This window comes from Streptomyces sp. NPDC045701, assembly GCF_056432045.1.
Map to the genome: position 1 here is coordinate 194,533 of NZ_JBWKJV010000002.1, position 16,380 is coordinate 210,912.

15 protein-coding genes are annotated in these 16,380 nt (G+C 71.8%); 7 read left to right on the forward strand and 8 right to left on the reverse strand.

What is annotated here, in order from left to right; translation table 11 throughout:
- Positions 1-4: 4 nt before the first annotated feature.
- Positions 5-460 (reverse strand): NUDIX hydrolase, encoded by a 456-nt coding sequence (locus AC07DW_RS03130; RefSeq protein ID WP_478855870.1) that lies wholly within the window; start codon positions 458-460, stop codon positions 5-7.
- Between the two features lie 273 nt (positions 461-733).
- On the opposite strand from AC07DW_RS03130, the gene AC07DW_RS03135 reads away from it, so the two are divergent.
- Complete coding sequence (locus tag AC07DW_RS03135) at positions 734-4,054, forward strand: S8 family serine peptidase (RefSeq protein WP_478855871.1); 3,321 nt, start codon at positions 734-736, stop codon at positions 4,052-4,054.
- Between the two features lie 81 nt (positions 4,055-4,135).
- On the opposite strand, the gene AC07DW_RS03140 is transcribed toward AC07DW_RS03135, so the two are convergent.
- From AC07DW_RS03140 to AC07DW_RS03160, 5 genes are all read right to left on the reverse strand, one after another.
- Positions 4,136-4,507 (reverse strand): hypothetical protein, encoded by a 372-nt coding sequence (locus AC07DW_RS03140; RefSeq protein WP_478855872.1) that lies wholly within the window; start codon positions 4,505-4,507, stop codon positions 4,136-4,138.
- Between the two features lie 3 nt (positions 4,508-4,510).
- Positions 4,511-5,035, reverse strand: a complete 525-nt coding sequence (locus tag AC07DW_RS03145) for a hypothetical protein (RefSeq protein ID WP_478855873.1) — start codon at positions 5,033-5,035, stop codon at positions 4,511-4,513.
- A 58-nt stretch (positions 5,036-5,093) separates the two neighbouring features.
- Positions 5,094-5,798, reverse strand: a complete 705-nt coding sequence (locus AC07DW_RS03150; RefSeq protein ID WP_478855874.1) for a hypothetical protein — start codon at positions 5,796-5,798, stop codon at positions 5,094-5,096.
- Positions 5,799-6,026: 228 nt separating this feature from the next.
- Positions 6,027-6,800, reverse strand: a complete 774-nt coding sequence (locus AC07DW_RS03155; RefSeq protein WP_478855875.1) for a hypothetical protein — start codon at positions 6,798-6,800, stop codon at positions 6,027-6,029.
- 23 nt (positions 6,801-6,823) lie between these two features.
- Entirely contained in the window at positions 6,824-7,345 is a 522-nt protein-coding gene (locus AC07DW_RS03160; RefSeq protein ID WP_478855876.1) for an RNA polymerase sigma factor, read from the reverse strand.
- A gap of 166 nt (positions 7,346-7,511) precedes the next feature.
- On the opposite strand from AC07DW_RS03160, the gene AC07DW_RS03165 reads away from it, so the two are divergent.
- Positions 7,512-8,531, forward strand: a complete 1,020-nt coding sequence (locus tag AC07DW_RS03165) for an aspartate-semialdehyde dehydrogenase (protein WP_478855877.1) — start codon at positions 7,512-7,514, stop codon at positions 8,529-8,531.
- Between the two features lie 77 nt (positions 8,532-8,608).
- On the opposite strand, the gene AC07DW_RS03170 is transcribed toward AC07DW_RS03165, so the two are convergent.
- Positions 8,609-9,112: a DUF1203 domain-containing protein gene (locus tag AC07DW_RS03170; protein ID WP_478855878.1), complete on the reverse strand. Its 504-nt coding sequence runs from the start codon at positions 9,110-9,112 to the stop codon at positions 8,609-8,611.
- Between the two features lie 112 nt (positions 9,113-9,224).
- On the opposite strand from AC07DW_RS03170, the gene pepN reads away from it, so the two are divergent.
- From pepN to AC07DW_RS03195, 5 genes are all read left to right on the forward strand, one after another.
- Entirely contained in the window at positions 9,225-11,786 is a 2,562-nt protein-coding gene (gene pepN, locus AC07DW_RS03175; RefSeq protein WP_478855879.1) for an aminopeptidase N, read from the forward strand.
- A gap of 180 nt (positions 11,787-11,966) precedes the next feature.
- Positions 11,967-13,517: a sensor histidine kinase gene (locus AC07DW_RS03180; protein ID WP_478855880.1), complete on the forward strand. Its 1,551-nt coding sequence runs from the start codon at positions 11,967-11,969 to the stop codon at positions 13,515-13,517.
- Complete coding sequence (locus AC07DW_RS03185) at positions 13,514-13,921, forward strand: roadblock/LC7 domain-containing protein (RefSeq protein ID WP_478855881.1); 408 nt, start codon at positions 13,514-13,516, stop codon at positions 13,919-13,921. The genes AC07DW_RS03180 and AC07DW_RS03185 overlap by 4 nt, the downstream gene beginning before the upstream one ends.
- The gene (locus AC07DW_RS03190) at positions 13,918-14,295 is read left to right on the forward strand and encodes a DUF742 domain-containing protein (RefSeq protein WP_478855882.1); all 378 of its coding nucleotides are present in this window, start codon (positions 13,918-13,920) and stop codon (positions 14,293-14,295) included. Before AC07DW_RS03185 ends, AC07DW_RS03190 begins: the two co-directional genes overlap by 4 nt.
- Entirely contained in the window at positions 14,276-14,896 is a 621-nt protein-coding gene (locus tag AC07DW_RS03195; RefSeq protein ID WP_478855883.1) for a GTP-binding protein, read from the forward strand. The genes AC07DW_RS03190 and AC07DW_RS03195 overlap by 20 nt, the downstream gene beginning before the upstream one ends.
- 104 nt (positions 14,897-15,000) lie before the next feature.
- Here the strand turns inward: AC07DW_RS03195 and alc are convergent, their stop codons facing one another.
- Complete coding sequence (alc, locus tag AC07DW_RS03200; RefSeq protein WP_478855884.1) at positions 15,001-16,143, reverse strand: allantoicase; 1,143 nt, start codon at positions 16,141-16,143, stop codon at positions 15,001-15,003.
- Positions 16,144-16,380: the final 237 nt, after the last annotated feature.

The window sequence follows — 16,380 nt, forward strand, 5'->3', positions numbered from 1 at the left end:
TCGTTCAGCCGGCGTCCGCGAGGCGCCCCGCGGCGGGCCGTTCCCGCCAGAGCCGCAGCCCCGCGTCGACGAGCGCGGTTCGCGCGAGGGACGGGACGGCGTCCAGCGGGTGCCAGGCGGCCAGGTCGGTGGAGCCGCCCACCTCCGGGCGCAGCTCACCGCCGGTGACCCGGCCCTCGTAGATGATCCGCAGGGCGTGGAGGTCGGTGCCGCCACCGAGGCGGCGGGGGCGGTGGCGCCGTATCGAGTCGAGGCCGAGGAGCGCGACCACCTCGGCGAGGTAGCCGGACTCCTCCTCCACCTCGCGGACGACCGTGTCGTGGGGGTCCTCCCCGTGGTCCATGCCGCCTCCGGGCAGACTCCACTCCTTGGTGCCGTCGTCGGCGGTGCCCCGGGCCAGCAGGACCTGTCCGTCCCGGACGCACACGGCGTAGGCGGCGACTCTCAACCTCTGGTTCATGCGGCGAGGTTAGTGCGGCAGGGCCGGGTTCGCCGGGGAGTGTTCCGGGGCGAACCAGCGCAGCGGGCCGAGAGCTGAAAGCCGAACGCTCCATCACCTTGAGGGCTTTGAGCCCGTTTCGTTCCTCATGGCGTACGTCGCGCGGTGGCGGATGTGCGCCATGACCGCATCCCGGCGTCCGGCAACCCTCCACAAAACCCCATGACTTGCGACAGGGTGAGCGGTCATCCGGCACCGAATTCCGGACTCTCTCTTTCACATACAGGGATGCTGATGACCACCCTCGAATCCCCGGGCTCCATATCAGGGCGCCCGGCCCCCGGCCGCAGACGGGCGGCCCGCGTGGCCGCCGCGGCGGGCCTGGTGGCCGCGCTCGTCGCGGCCGGCACCGCCCCGGTCCTCGCCGCCGACCCGGCGAACCCCGCACCCCCCAAGCCCGCCCCGTCGTCCGCCACCGCGGACAAGCTCGGCCAGGCCGACGCCGAACGGCTGGCCGAGGCGGAGGCCGCGGGCAGGAAGACCGTCACCGTCATGGTGGCCACCGCGCCCGGCCAGACCGAGCAGGTCGCCGAGCAACTGGACGGCGTCACCGGCGCCACGCTGGGCACGACCTACGACAAGCTCGGCTACGTCCGCGCCATCCTGCCCACCGTGAAGGCCGAGTCCGCGCTCGCCTCCGCCGCGAAGCTGCCCTCCGTCAAGGGCATCGACCTCCAGTACGAGATCGAGCTGGACGACCCGTCGCCCGACGCCGGCCAGTCCGCCGCGCGGAACGCCGCCCCCGCCGCCCCCGGTACGACGACCACGTACCCGGGCCCGAGCGCGAAGACCCCGGCGAAGAACCCGTACAACCCGTCCTTCGAGACGGGCGCGGTCGAGTTCGTGCGGGACCACCCCAAGGCCGACGGGCGGGGGGTGACCATCGGCATCCTGGACTCGGGCGTCGACCTGGACCACCCGGCGCTCCAGCGGACCACCACGGGCGAGCGCAAGATCACCGACTGGGTCACCGCGACCGACCCGGTCACGGACGGGGACGGCACCTGGCGCCGGATGGACGTGGCCGTGGAGGGGCCCACGTTCACCGCCGGCGGGCGCACCTTCACCGCTCCGGCCGGCAAGCATGCCTACAGCCGCTTCGAGGAGGCCGTCACGCGCGGCGGCGACATGGCCGGCGACCTGAACCGCGACGGTGACACCACCGACGCGTGGGGCGTGCTGTACGACGCGGCCGCGGGCACCGTCCGGGTCGACCTGAACGACAACGCCGACTTCACCGACGACGTGGCGATGAAGCCGTACAAGGACGGCTTCCAGATCGGCCACTTCGGTACGGACGACCCGGCGACCGAGGTCGCCGAGCGCATCCCGTTCGTGGTCGAGATCCGCAAGGACGTCGAGTACAACGCCGGCGGGGACAAGGCCGACTACGTCAACATCGGCGTCATCGAGTCGGACCACGGCTCGCACGTCGCCGGCATCACCGCCGCCAACGGGCTGTTCGGCGGCAGGATGAACGGTGCCGCGCCCGGCGCGAAGCTCGTCTCCTCGCGCGCCTGCACCTGGTCCGGCGGCTGCACCAACACCGCCCTGACCGAGGGCATGGCCGACCTGGTCATCAACCGCGGCGTGGACATCGTCAACATGTCCATCGGCGGTCTGCCGGCGCTCAACTCCGGTGACAACGCGCGCGCCGAGCTGTACGGCCGGCTCATCGACACCTACGGCGTCCAGCTGGTCATCTCGGCCGGCAACGAGGGCCCCGGCATCAACACCATCGGCGACCCCGGCCTGGCCGACAAGGTCGTCTCGGTCGGCGCGGCCATCTCCCGGGAGACCTGGGCGGCCAACTACAACTCGGTCGTCGAGAAGAAGTACGCCATGTTCCCGTTCTCCTCGCGCGGCCCGCGCGAGGACGGCGGGTTCACCCCGACGATCTCCGCGCCCGGCTCGGCGGTCAACACCATCCCGCTGTGGATGGCGGGTGCCGGCGTGCCCGAGACCACCTACAAGCTGCCCGCCGGGTACGGGATGCTCAACGGCACCTCGATGTCCTCGCCGCAGGCGGCGGGCGCGAGCGCGCTGCTGATCTCGGCGGCCAGGCAGAAGAAGATCGAGCTGTCGCCGCTGACCCTGCGCACCGCGCTGACCAGCACCGCGCGCCGCATCTCCGGAGTGGCCGCGCACGAGCAGGGCGCCGGCCTGATCGACGTCGTCGAGGCCTGGGAATCGATCAAGGACGGGGCGACCGCGCACGACTACAAGGTCGCCGCTCCCGTCGACACCGCGCTGGACCAGCACCTGACCAAGCCCGGCACCGGCATCTACGACCGTGAGGGCGGTCTCAAGGCCGGCCAGAAGAAGGTCTACGACGTCACCATCACGCGCACGACCGGGCCGGACCGGCCGGTCGAGCACGAGCTGGACCTGAAGTACAACGACGGCACCTTCCGCATCCTCGGCGACGACGAGGTGGACCTGCCGCTGAACAAGCCGGTCACCGTCAAGGTGCAGGCCAAGCCCGGTTCCGCCGGCGTGCACAGCGCGATCCTGGAGGCGGACGACGAGGACACCGAGGGCGTGGACAAGCAGATCCTCGCCACCGTGGTCGTCTCGCAGGACCTGGCGAAGGCCCCGTACACCTTCTCGGCGAGCGGCAGCGTGCAGCGCAACAGCCACACGTCGTACTTCGTGACCGTGCCCGAGGGCGCCAAGGCGCTGGAGGTCGCGATCGGCGGGCTGAAGGAGAAGAGCCAGACCCGGTTCATCTCCATCCACCCGTACGGCGTGGCCGTCGAGGACACCGCGTCCAACCTGTGCTACCCGCACTACAACCCGGCGAACACCTGCCGTCCGGGTGTGCGCTCGTACGCCGACCCGGCGCCGGGCGTCTGGGAGATCGAGGTCGAGTCGCGCCGTACGTCGCCCGACCTGGACAACCCGTACAAGCTGGACGTCACGCTGCTGGGCGCGGCCTTCGACCCGGCCGTGAAGACGGTCCCGGAGGCGAGGATCGGCACGCCGGCGGCGGTCGACTGGAAGGTCACCAACGCCTTCGCGGCGATCGACGGCAGGCTGAAGGGCGGCTCCCTCGGTTCCGCGAAGGTCGCAGCGCCGACGATCGCGAACCACGCGTCGCAGACCAGTACGGTGACGGTCGGCGAGGGCGTGGAGCGCCTGGACGTGGTGATCGGCAACACCTCCGACAAGGGCGCCGACCTGGACCTGACGGTCAAGAAGGACGGCAAGGTGGTGGGCTCCTCCGCCGACGGCGACTCGGAGGAGGCGGTCTCGCTGGTCAAGCCCGCCGCCGGCACGTACACGATCGTCGTGGACGGCTACGCGGTCCCGTCCGGCACGACCACGTACGACTACAAGGACGTGTACTTCTCGTCCGCGCTCGGCACCCTGAAGGTCGACGAGGCCAAGCCGGTCGCCCTGGCGAGCGGCGGCACGGCGCAGGTCTCGGCGGAGGTCCTGGTGAACGGCGCGGCTCCCGAGGGACGGCAGTTCTTCGGCGAGGTGTCGCTGCTGACGGCGCGCGGCACGGCCGCGGGCACGGGCAGCGTCGTGATCGGGAAGGTCACTCCGTGACCGTGGCCGCGCACGCCCGCGGCTGAAACGGACGAGGCGCAGGCCGGTGGCCTGCGCCTCTTCCGTGTCCTCGGGACGTTCTCAGGAGCGGATGCCGCCGATGTTGATGTCGCAGACACGCTCGATGAACTGCCCGACCTCATGGCTGGACGCGCGAGCCGCTTTCTCGTCCTCCGGCTCGGGGTGGCCGTACCAGGAGGTCAGCCGGTCGAACGCCGGGGCGACGCCCTCCGGGGCGCTCCTGCCGAGGTCCTCGATGATGTGCTGCCGCTTGTGCGGGGTGAGTTCCTCGTTGTGCTGGAGGTCCAGGGGGGCGGCCGTCCGGCAGAACTCCGTGTGGCGCGCGGATTTCCTGAACGCCTCCTCCTCCGAGTCCCGCGTCACCAGGAATCCGGTCACGGCGAGCGCGACGGCCGAGACGCCCGCCGCCATGGCGATGGCTGATCTGCGCATGGCTCAGGTGCCCGCCTTGATGGCGTTCAGGTCGTGCTGGTCGTAGCGGGTCGGCCAGATCTCCACCCGCATGCACGAGTTGTTGTCCGTGTCGTTGCTCCGGGCGCGGTGGCCGAGGTCGGCGGTGTGCCCGAACTCGTGGCAACCCAGGCTCTTCCACTGGGAAGCGGACTTGCTGTAGCTCTGGTTGAGCCGGACGCGGACGATGTCGCACGAGGTCCACAGCGCGTTCCAGTTGGTGCAGTCGGTGCGGCCGTGCCAGCCGGTGTCACCGTACGACCCGTCGTAGACCTCGATGTCACCGCCGCCCCACGACGTGCTGATCACGCTGCGCTCGAGTTCGGCCTTTCCGTGATTCATCGCGGACGTCCCATTGGCCGTCAGGCTGAATCCCTTGACGGCCTGATTCCTGTTGTCCGGGTCTGTTCCGTTGTCGTCGTGACCGGCGTACGAGGTGGTGGAGAAGGCCATGAGGAGCACGGCACTCATGGCGACGGCGCCGGAGAGCCGGAGCGAGGTGGAGGGCATACGGATGCCTCTTTCTGGGGTTCTGGATTCCCCGGGAACGGGCGGAGGGTGCGGACGGTCAGCTGGACGACGGGTACGGCGTGGGCTCCGAACCGTCATTCGTGGAGTCGTCCGGGATCGGCTCCTCGGCGCCACCGTCCGGTGCGGGGGATTCCGCGGCCGGGCCGCTGACCTCGGTGGGCTCCGCCAGGGGCGTCAGCACCTGCTGGTTCTTCTTGTCGAGCAGCCACCTGATGTGGAAGGCCAGCTCGTCCGGCTGGTAACCGGTCAGGGCGGCGGCGAGTTCGGATCCGGGATCGGCGGAGGACTGCAGCCAGCCGCCCTTGTCCAGCGCCCTGCCCTGGGTGTTCACCAGCCGCCAGCGCTCCCCGTCGTCCGTCTTGCGCAGGAAGTAGAAGCCGCTGTCACCGACGTTGCTCCACGCGACGTTCTCCACCTGGTAGCCGTTGCCGTCGGCGTCCCAGCCGTACTCCTCCATGACCAGGGTGGCCGTCGCACCCTGGTAGTTCTTCAGCGTGTCCGTGACCTGGAGCGTGACGTCCCGGGCCTGCTCGACGCCACCGGTCTCCTCGCTGCCGGTGCTCCGCCCCGGCCGCACGTCCGTGACCTTCGCCTGAACAACCACGGGCGAGGTCGCGAGCAGCTCGTTCAGGGTTTTGAAGTCGAACACCTCACGGCCGTGCAGAACGCGCTCCGCCTGGGCGTCGCGGTGCGGCGCCGCCGGGCCTCCGTCGTCCGCGCCGCTCCAGGCCGCCGCCCCCACGACGATCCCGGCGACTGCCGCGCAAACGGTGATTCTTCGGGCAAGGCTCGTTCTCGAGACCCGCACGGGTACCCCCCACCATGAATGAGGCGCGGAAAACCTTTCCGCGCCATCGATCTTGATGACCGACAGTAGGCGGGTCCCCACAGGCCGCACATAGGCTTTTCCGCCATAACCTTTCGGCCGATATGGCAGAAAAACCACTTCCTCTTCGAAATCCTGTTCCCATCAAGCGGGTGAATCGCACACCACGTCTCGGGATGCGGGCAGCGCGGCCCGCATCCATTCGCGGGTGGAAGCCACCTCGGCTCCGGTGAAAGACAGCACCGGTTCCGCCGGGAAACGGGAAATACTCACCAGTATCCGCTCACCGGTGCGATAAACGGCGGATTCCTCGCGCGGCACTGAGAATTCCGTTTCCTCCGGCCCCTTGGCCGGCTTGATGTACCGGTCGACCGCCAGCACGATGCGGGTGCGGTCGCCGTCCGGCTCGGTACGGGCGACGGTTCCCTCGGCGATGACCCGCGCGCAGGCCACGATGCCCTCGGAGGACAACTTCGCCGCGCCCTCGTCCGCCCCGCCGGCGGCGAGACGGAGCATCCCGGCGCCCGCGGCGGAGACGAGCACGGCGGCCGAGGCCGCCAGCGCCCACCTCCGGCGCCGCCACCTCTTGGCGCCGGGCCCGGCCCCCGCGGCCGAGGCGGTGGGCCCGGCGCCGCCCGCTTCACGGGCCGGCGCCTCACCGGCCAGCGCGTCGCCGATCAGCCGCACCTGCGCCCGCAGGACCTCTACGTCCCGGGCCGCGGCCGCGTACCGGGCCCGCGCACCCTCGTCCGCACCCTCCGGCAGGGGTTCCCCGAGCAGGACCGCCATGAGCTCGCCGCCGGCCACGTCCCCTCCTTCCGCCTCCACGCCGCTGCGCCCCATACCTCTCCCGTCCTCCCCGCGCCGGTCCACCGCTCCCCCGCCCTCGTGACGGCGGTCCCTTCCGTTCCCGTCCACGCCGACCTCCTCTTCCCGCACGGTCACACCACCTCGTCCACACGCAGTCGGGCACGCATCGCCTTGGCCGCCGCGTGCAGACGGCTCTTGACGGTGCCCTCGGGTATGCCCAGCTCCGCGGCGATCCGCGGCACGGTCAGGTCCGCGTAGAAGCGAAGCACCATGACCTGCCGTTGCGCGGCCGGCAGCGCGTCCAGTCCCTCGGCGACCGCGAGCGCCAGCAGCCGGGCCTCCTGCTCCCCGGGGATCCGCTCGTTCCACAGCCCGAGCCGGCCGAGCCGGGCCGCCGTGCGCTCCAGCCGGTTGCGGGCCCGGTGCCAGTCGGCCGCGATGTGCGAGGCCACCACGGCGGCCCACGCCCCCACGTCCCGTGGCGGCTCGCCACCGCCGGCCCCGCGTTCCAGCAGGCGGAGCCGGACCTGCTGGAGGCCGTCCTGCACGTCGGCCTGCGGCACCCCGCCGAGCGCGAGGACGGCACACACCCTCTTCACCTGCGAGGGGTCCAGCGGGTCATCCCCGGGATCCGGGGCATTTCTGGTCAGCAAGGACTGCCTCCCGACGATTGTCTTTCCCCTACGACGTGGGAGTCCGGGAAAACGTTCGCCCGTCCGGCACCTGGACAATCGATTGGACAAGGAGGCCCCGGTCATACGCATGATGGGTGGGGGCAGCCAGGCCCGCCAGCTCGCACATGTGTACGGAGGAGTCCCCGTGAAGGTCGGAATCGTCGGAGCCACCGGTCAGGTCGGCACGGTCATGCGCAGGATCCTCGCCGAGCGGAACTTCCCGGTCGACGAGCTGCGGCTGTTCGCCTCCGCCCGGTCGGCGGGCACCCTGCTGGACGGGGTGACGGTCGAGGACGCCTCCACGGCCGACTACACCGGGCTGGACATCGTCCTGTTCTCGGCCGGTGGCGCCACCTCCAGGGCGCTCGCCGAGAAGGTCGCCTCGCAGGGCGCCGTGGTGATCGACAACTCCTCCGCCTGGCGCCGGGACCCCGAGGTGCCGCTGGTGGTCTCCGAGGTGAACCCCCACGCGATCAAGGACCGCCCCAAGGGGATCATCGCCAACCCGAACTGCACCACCATGGCCGCCATGCCGGTGCTGAAGCCGCTGCACCAGGAGGCGGGCCTGACCGCCCTGGTCGCCACCACCTACCAGGCCGTGTCCGGCTCGGGCCTGGCGGGCGTCGCGGAGCTGGACGGCCAGGTCAAGGCCGTCGCCGAGAAGGCCGCCGAGCTGACCCACGACGGTGAGGCCGTGGCGTACCCGGAACCCGCCGTCTACAAGCGCCCGATCGCCTTCAACGTGCTGCCGCTGGCCGGCGCGATCGTCGACGACGGCTCCTTCGAGACGGACGAGGAGCAGAAGCTCCGCAACGAGTCCCGCAAGATCCTGGAGATCCCGGAGCTGAAGGTGTCCGGCACGTGCGTGCGCGTCCCGGTCTTCTCCGGCCACTCCCTCCAGGTCAACGCCCGCTTCGAGCGCCCGATCAGCGTGGAGCGCGCGTACGAGCTGCTGAAGGACGCCGAGGGCGTGGAGCTCTCGGAGATCCCGACCCCGCTCCAGGCGGCCGGCAAGGACGCGTCCTTCGTGGGCCGCATCCGGGCCGACGAGACGGTCGAGAACGGCCTCGCGCTGTTCGTGTCCAACGACAACCTCCGCAAGGGCGCGGCGCTGAACGCCGTGCAGATCGCGGAGCTGGTGGCCGAGGAGCTCAGGAGCGCCTGACACCGGTACGTACGTGACGGAGGGCGGCCACCCCGACGGGGGTGGCCGCCCTCCGCCGTACCCCGCGCCCGGCGTCCTCAGGGCCGGCGCACCTCGAAGTGGAAGCAGCCGTACTCGACGGCCCGGACGTGGACCAGGGCGACGGCCGGGTCGGCGAAGGCCTCGGCGAACGTCCGGTCGAAGCCGTCGGTGGCGTCCTCGGGAATCTCCAGGAGCCGGCCGCCGACGATCCGGCCCGCCGCGTCGTAGCGGCGGACGACGCGCAGGGCGCCGGGGCGCGCGAAGGGGTAGCCGTCACCCCCGCCCGAGGGCCCCGCGCACGCCTCGGCGTGGACGAAGACCGGGCCCTGTTCGTCGTACGCGCCGGGCGCCGCCCCCGTCGCGGCGGCCCAGCGGCGCAGCGGGGCGTAGGAGACGAGCGCGACGCGCTCCCCCGGCGTGGAGAGCCGCAGGCAGCAGCGCAGCGGGGAGCCGCCCTCCCGGTCGGCGTACGGGACGCGGGGGCGGCCCGCGTCGTCGGTCCGGCGCAGGTCCTCCAGGGCGACGGGATCGATGGGCCGTGCGGTGTACGTGGTCGTCATGCGACCAGCGTGGGGCCGCGGCACCCGGCGGCGCTGGCGGTAATCGGTCATCGCGTGCCCCGCCCGCCGTGGAAGGATGACCGGAAACGTCACACAACGAGGAGATGACCGGGTGCCTGGCACGAACCTGACCCGTGAAGAGGCCCAGCGGCGGGCGGAACTGCTCACCGTGGACTCGTACGAGATCGACCTGGATCTCAGTGGCGCGCAGGAGGACGCGACCTACCGGTCCGTGACCACCGTGCGCTTCGACTCCGCCGAGGAGGGGGCGGAGACGTTCATCGACCTGGTGGCCCCGGCCGTCCACAAGGCCACGCTGAACGGTCACGCGCTGGACGTCGCGGCCGTCTTCCGGGACTCGCGGATCGCGCTGAAGCACCTGAGGCAGGGGCGCAACGAGCTGACGGTCGTCGCGGACTGCGCGTACACCAACACCGGTGAGGGCCTGCACAAGTTCGTCGACCCGGTCGACGACCAGGCGTACCTCTACACCCAGTTCGAGGTGCCGGACGCGCGGCGGGTGTTCGCGAGCTTCGAGCAGCCCGACCTGAAGGCGACGTTCCGGTTCACCGTGAAGGCTCCGGCCGGCTGGACGGTCATCTCCAACAGCCCGACGCCCGAGCCGAAGGACGACACCTGGGTGTTCGAGCCGACGCCGCGCATGTCGACGTACGTCACGGCTCTGATCGTCGGCCCGTACCACGCGGTGCACAGCACGTACGAGAAGGACGGGCAGGTCGTGCCGCTGGGCATCTACTGCCGTCCGTCGCTCGCCGAGTTCCTGGACGCGGACGCGATCTTCGAGGTGACGCGGCAGGGCTTCGACTGGTTCCAGGAGAAGTTCGACTACGCCTACCCCTTCGCCAAGTACGACCAGCTCTTCGTGCCGGAGTTCAACGCGGGCGCGATGGAGAACGCGGGCGCGGTGACCATCCGCGACCAGTACGTCTTCCGGTCCAAGGTCACGGACGCGGCGTACGAGGTGCGCGCGGAGACCATCCTGCACGAGCTGGCTCACATGTGGTTCGGCGACCTGGTCACCATGGAGTGGTGGAACGACCTGTGGCTGAACGAGTCGTTCGCCACGTACACCTCGATCGCCTGCCAGGCCGCGGCGCCGGGCTCGCGCTGGCCGCACTCGTGGACGACGTTCGCGAACTCGATGAAGACCTGGGCGTACCGGCAGGACCAGCTGCCGTCGACGCACCCGATCATGGCTGAGATCAACGACCTGGACGACGTCCTGGTCAACTTCGACGGCATCACCTACGCCAAGGGCGCCTCCGTGCTGAAGCAGCTGGTGGCGTACGTCGGCGAGGACGCGTTCTTCCAGGGCGTGCAGGCGTACTTCAAGCGCCACGCGTTCGGCAACACGCGCCTGTCGGACCTGCTGGGCGCACTGGAGGAGACCTCCGGGCGCGACCTGCGGACCTGGTCGAAGGCGTGGCTGGAAACAGCCGGTATCAACATCCTGCGCCCGGAGATCGAGGTCGACGGCGACGGGGTCATCACCTCGTTCGCGGTCCGCCAGGAGGCCCCGGCGCTGCCGGCCGGCGCGAAGGGCGAGCCGGTGCTGCGGCCGCACCGGATCGCGATCGGCCTGTACGAGCTCCAGGACGGCAAGCTGGTGCGTACGGACCGGCTGGAGCTGGACGTCACGGCGACCGACCGGACCGAGGTGCCGGGGCTGGTCGGCAAGCGGCGCCCCGCGGTGGTGCTGCTCAACGACGACGACCTGTCGTACGCCAAGGTGCGCCTGGACGAGCTGTCGCTGGCGAACGTCACCGCGCACCTGGGCGACTTCACCGAGTCGCTGCCGCGCGCCCTGTGCTGGGCCTCGGCGTGGGACATGACGCGCGACGGCGAGCTGGCCACGCACGCGTACCTGGAGCTGGTTCTGTCCGGCATCGGCAAGGAGTCGGACATCGGTGTGGTGCAGTCGCTGCACCGGCAGGTGAAGCTGGCGCTGGACCTGTACGCGGCGCCCGAGCGGCGTGAGAGCGCGCTGGGCCGGTGGACCGAGGCCACGCTGGCCCACCTGCGCACCGCGGAGCCGGGCAGCGACCACCAGCTGGCGTGGGCGCGGGCGTTCGCGGCGACCGCCCGTACGCCGCAGCAGCTGGACCTGCTGTCGGGCCTGCTGGAGGGCACGGTGACGATCGAGGGCCTGGCCGTCGACACCGAGCTGCGCTGGGCGTTCGTGGAGCGGCTGGCGGCCACGGGGGTGTACGACGAGGCGGAGATCGCCGCCGAGTACGAGCGGGACCGGACGGCGGCGGGCGAGCGGCACGCGGCGACCGCGCGGGCGGCCCGGCCGACCGAGGAGGCCAAGGCCGAGGCGTGGGCGTCGGTGGTCGATTCGGACAAGCTCCCCAACGCCGTGCAGGAGGCGGTGATCGGCGGCTTCGTGCAGACCGACCAGCGTGAGCTGCTGGCCCCGTACACGGAGCGGTTCTTCGCCGCGGTCAAGGACGTGTGGGAGTCCCGTTCGCACGAGATGGCCCAGCAGATCGCGGTCGGGCTGTACCCGGCGCTCCAGGTGTCCCCGGAAACCCTGGAGGCCACGGACGCCTGGCTCGCGAGCGCGAAGCCGAACGCGGCGCTGCGGCGGCTGGTGTCGGAGTCGCGGGCGGGCGTCGAGCGCGCGCTCAGGGCGCAGGCGGCCGACGCGTAACGACGGCAGGGCGACAACGCCCCGGACCCGGGTCGACCGGGTCCGGGGCGTCTTTGCGCCAAGGGCCGTCCGGTGCCGGTCCGCATGCTGACCCGATGTCAAGAGGCGTGCACAACAACCGATAAGCTTCCGGGCCGTTGTGTCCTTTGATCTTTCGCTTTCGATCGTTTGAGGGTTCTGATGGTTCGAGAGGGATCGTCGCCCGGTAGTCCAGGGCCCGCCTCACCCGTCATATGGGCGTTGCCCGCCGTCGTGATCGCAGCGGGCACCGCCGTCGCCGTGGCCCTGGTCTCCGCACCGGCCCGCACCCCGGTCGCCTGGCTCGGGGCCGCCGCCTGCGTCGCGGTCGCCCTCGCCTGCGGTGCGGCGGCCCGGCGCGGCCGGGAACTGGCGCGCCTGCGGGCGACGGCGGCCGAGCAGCGGACGGCCCTCGCGCGCCAGGAGGCCGAGACGGTACGGCTCGCCGACACCCTGCTGCCGGACGTGGTGCGGCGGCTGCGCGAGGGCGAGTTCCCCGAGGACGTCCTCGCCTCGCTGGAGGCCCAGGACACCTACGGGCCAGGGCTCACCCCGGAGTTCCGGGCGGCCCACCGGGCGGTGCTGCGCTCCGTGCTGGACGCGGTGGTCGCCGAGGAGGACCTGCGCGAGTCGGCGCAGCGCGCCTTCGTGAACATCGCCCGCCGCGTCCAGGCCATCGTGCACCAACAGGCCCAGGAACTGAGGGACATGGAGGACCGGCACGGCCAGAGCCCCAGCGTCTTCGGCGACCTGCTGCGGCTCGACCACGGCACCGCGCTCATCGGCCGGCTCGCCGACTCCATCGCCGTGCTCGGCGGCGCGCGGCCGGGCCGGCAGTGGAACCGGGCCGTGCCGCTCTACAGCGTGCTGCGCGGGGCGATGTCCCGGATCATCGACTACCAGCGCGTCGAGCTCCACTCGGTCTCCGAGGTCGCCGTCGTCGGCCCCGCCGTCGAACCCCTCATCCACGCCCTGGCCGAACTGCTGGACAACGCCACCCGCTACTCGCCGCCGCGCACCCGGGTCCACCTGACCGCGGTGGACGTGAACGCGGGCATCGCCATCGAGATCGAGGACGGCGGCGTGAGCATGAGCGAGGAGGCCCGCAACCGGGCCGAGCGCATGCTCCGTCAGGCCCAGCAGGGCATCGACCTCAACGACCTGGGCGAGACGCCGCGCCTGGGCCTCGCCGTGGTGGGCCGGCTGTCGCAGGCGTACGACTTCCAGGTCTCGCTGCGGTCCTCGGCGTACGGCGGTGTCCGCGCCGTCCTCGTCGTCCCGCAGAGCCTGATCACCACGACCTCGGCCGCGACGGGCATCGCCCACGGCATCGGCACCTCCTCCGGGCCCCGTGGCGCCGTGGCCCCGGCCGCCCGGGACACGGACAGGACGCCCTCCGGCCCGTCCCGCCCGGTCAGCGGCCCGTCCGGCGCCGACGCGCCCGCGGTGACCGAGCGGACGCCCAGCGGCCTGCCGCAGCGGCGCCGCAAGACCCGCGTGACGGCACCCGCGGCACCCACCGCGTCCGCCGAGCCCGCGGGCGCCACCACGACCACCCGGACCGCGGCCACCGAACCGGAGCCCGCACCCCACGTGCAGCCCGGCATGTGGCTGGCCGCCTTCCAGAGCGGCCTGTCCGGGGAAAGCCAGACCGGCGCAGACCAGAACAGCGACGCCTCGCCGGTCCCGGCGAGCAAGGGGGAACAGCCATGAGTCAGCAGCGGCCCGACATGGACTGGATGCTCAAGGACCTGGCCGAGAGCGTTCCGCAGACCCGCCACGTCATCGTGCTCTCCGCCGACGGCCTGCGCATCGCCCAGTACGGCGCCGAGACCGACACCGCCGACCGGCTGGCCGCCGCCTGCGCCGGTCTGCAGAGCCTCGCGGGCGCGGTCGCCGCCGAACTCCCGCACAGCGAGGGCCGGATGCGGCTCGTCGTGATCGAGATGGACGGCGGCTTCTTCTACCTGATGGCGGCCGGCGCCGGGGCCTACCTCGCCGTCCTGGCCGACGAGGGCGTCGACGCCGGTCTGATGGGCCAGCGGATGCGCGACCTGGTGGCACGGATCGGAGAGCACCTCAGCAGCCCGCCCCGCCGCGACGGGCAGCCCGCGTGAGCGACCCGGACCACCGGCACCGTGAGGGCCACGGCTGGGACGACGGCGGTCCCGAGCGGCTCTACGTCATCACCGGTGGCCGCAGTGGTTCGTTAGGGTCGGCCCCGCTCGACCTGGTCACGCTGATCGTGGCCAGGTCGGCGCCCAGACCCGGTATGCAGCCGGAGCACGCGGCGATCATGCGGATGTGCCAGGCTCCGCTGTCGGTGGCCGAGATCTCCGCGTACCTCTCCCTGCCGGTGAGCGTGGTGACCGTCCTGGTGGGTGACCTGCTCACCGACGGGGACGTACTGGCACGCGCGCCCGTCGCCCGTGCCGAACTCCCCGACCTGGCACTGATTGAGGCAGTGATCGATGGACTTCAGAAGCTCTGAGCCACCCGCCGGGCCGTCCCGCGCGGACGCCCTGCCGGAGACGGCCACCGCCGCGGTCAAGGTGGTGATCGTCGGCGGCTTCGGGGTGGGCAAGACGACCCTGGTCGGCTCGGTGAGCGAGATACGGCCGCTGACCACCGAGGAGACGATGACCCAGGCCGGGGTCGGCGTCGACGACACGGCGGGCGTGGAGCGCAAGAGCTCCACCACCGTGGCCATGGACTTCGGCCGGATCAGCATCAACGAGGAGCTGGTCCTGTACCTCTTCGGCACACCCGGCCAGGAACGGTTCTGGTTCCTGTGGCGCGGGCTGTTCGAAGGCGCGCTGGGCGCGGTGGTGCTGGTCGACACCCGCCGGCTGGAGGTCAGCTTCGACGTGATCGGCAGGCTGGAGGAGCGCGGCGTGCCGTTCGTCGTCGCGGTCAACTCCTTCCCCGGAGCGCCCGAGCACCCCCTGGAGGAGCTGCGGGCCGCCCTCGACCTGCCCGATCCGGTGCCGATCGTCGTGTGCGACGCCCGGCGGCGCGACTCCAGCCGTGACGTCCTGATGACGCTGATGCGCTACCTGCACTCCCTCGCCGTGACCCCGCGGGCCTCGTGACGGGGCCGTCCCCCCGTACCGCGCCGGCCTGCGGAGGGTGAGATCCGCCCGGCGGGTGGGCGGTCGGTGCGCGGCCACCCGCCGGGGGGAAACCGGCCGGCCGGTCAGCCGGTCAGTCCGGCCCAGCGGGCGCGCAGGTCGGCCGCGCCCTCGTCGGTGAGCGAACCGTGCAGGCGCATCCGGGCGACGCCGCCGTCGGGGAAGGCGTCCAGCCGGACGTGGGTGGCGACGGCCGGGCCGGGCAGCGCGAACCGGTGGAGGGTGTCGGGCTGGAGCCCGGTGCGCGGGATGATCTCGAACCACTCGCCGGAGTCGCCGTCGCGGCCCTGGAGGGAGATCCACCCGGCGGAGTTGCCCTTGAGGTAGGCGGTGTCGATCTCGACGGCCCGGACTGCGCCCCGCGCGGCGAGCCGGAAGCGCACCCAGTCATTGGTGCCGCGGACCCGGCGGCGGCGGTTCTCCCAGCCGTCGTCCATCTTGGCGGACGTGCCCGGCAGGATGATCTGGGTGGGCGAGGAGTAGAACCGGTCCGACGCGTCCTCGTACGTACCGCCGTTGAGTACGGAGACGAGGTCGACCGTGCCGAGCAGTTCCAGCCATTCGGGGTCCGGCACGACCTCGCCGTGGACGCGGAGGCGGGCGATGCCGCCGTCGGGGTGCTGGCACAGGCGCAGGTGGGTGAAGCGGCGCTCGACGCCGATCGCGAAGCCGTTGGCGGCGTGGCCGCGTACGGGGGTGGGCGGGACGAGCTCCTCCCAGGTCACGTCGTCGGCGAGCAGCCGCTCCGGACCTGGCGCGCCGGGGACGGAGGCGGCCTGGACGGACACGCGCTGCGGGTAGTTGCCGCGGAAGTGGGCGGTGTCGACCACGATGCCGCGGATCACTCCGGGTGCGCCGAGGCGGATGATCGCCCAGTCGTGGTCCCCGGGCGCCGGGAAGGGGTGCTCGGCGTCGGTGCCGCGCCGGCGACGGGTCTCCCAGCCGTCCATGATCTTGCCCTTGTGCCCGAAGTGCTCGGGGTCGAACACGGCCCGTTCGCGGACCAGCAGGTTCTCGCGCTCGGCGAAGAACTCGTCGTTGGCGGCGACGACTCCGGCACCGAGGCGGCGGTCCGCGAGGTCGACCAGATCGGTGAAGGGGAAGTCACCGGCGCGGTAGTCGGCGTACGGGTCTCCGCCGCCGTACGGTGCGGCGTCGTTGGCGTGCGGATCCTGCTCCTGGGCGGCGTGGCCGGCGTCGAAAGTCATGTCCCGACTGTCCCGCCGACCGACCGGTGAGGTCCATCGGAAGTTTCTTCACTGGTTGTTCAGCCCGGCTGAAAGGAGGCGCCGGGTGATGTCGGCCGGCCGCCGGCCCTGGTAGCGGGCGGCGTCCAGATTTCGCTGTCCGGGGCGCCCGCGGCGGAGGGGTGCGCCGTGCCGTGGGGGGTTGCCCCCGGCCGCGTACACCGACGGGCGGTGAACCCGGGGGACACGGACATAATC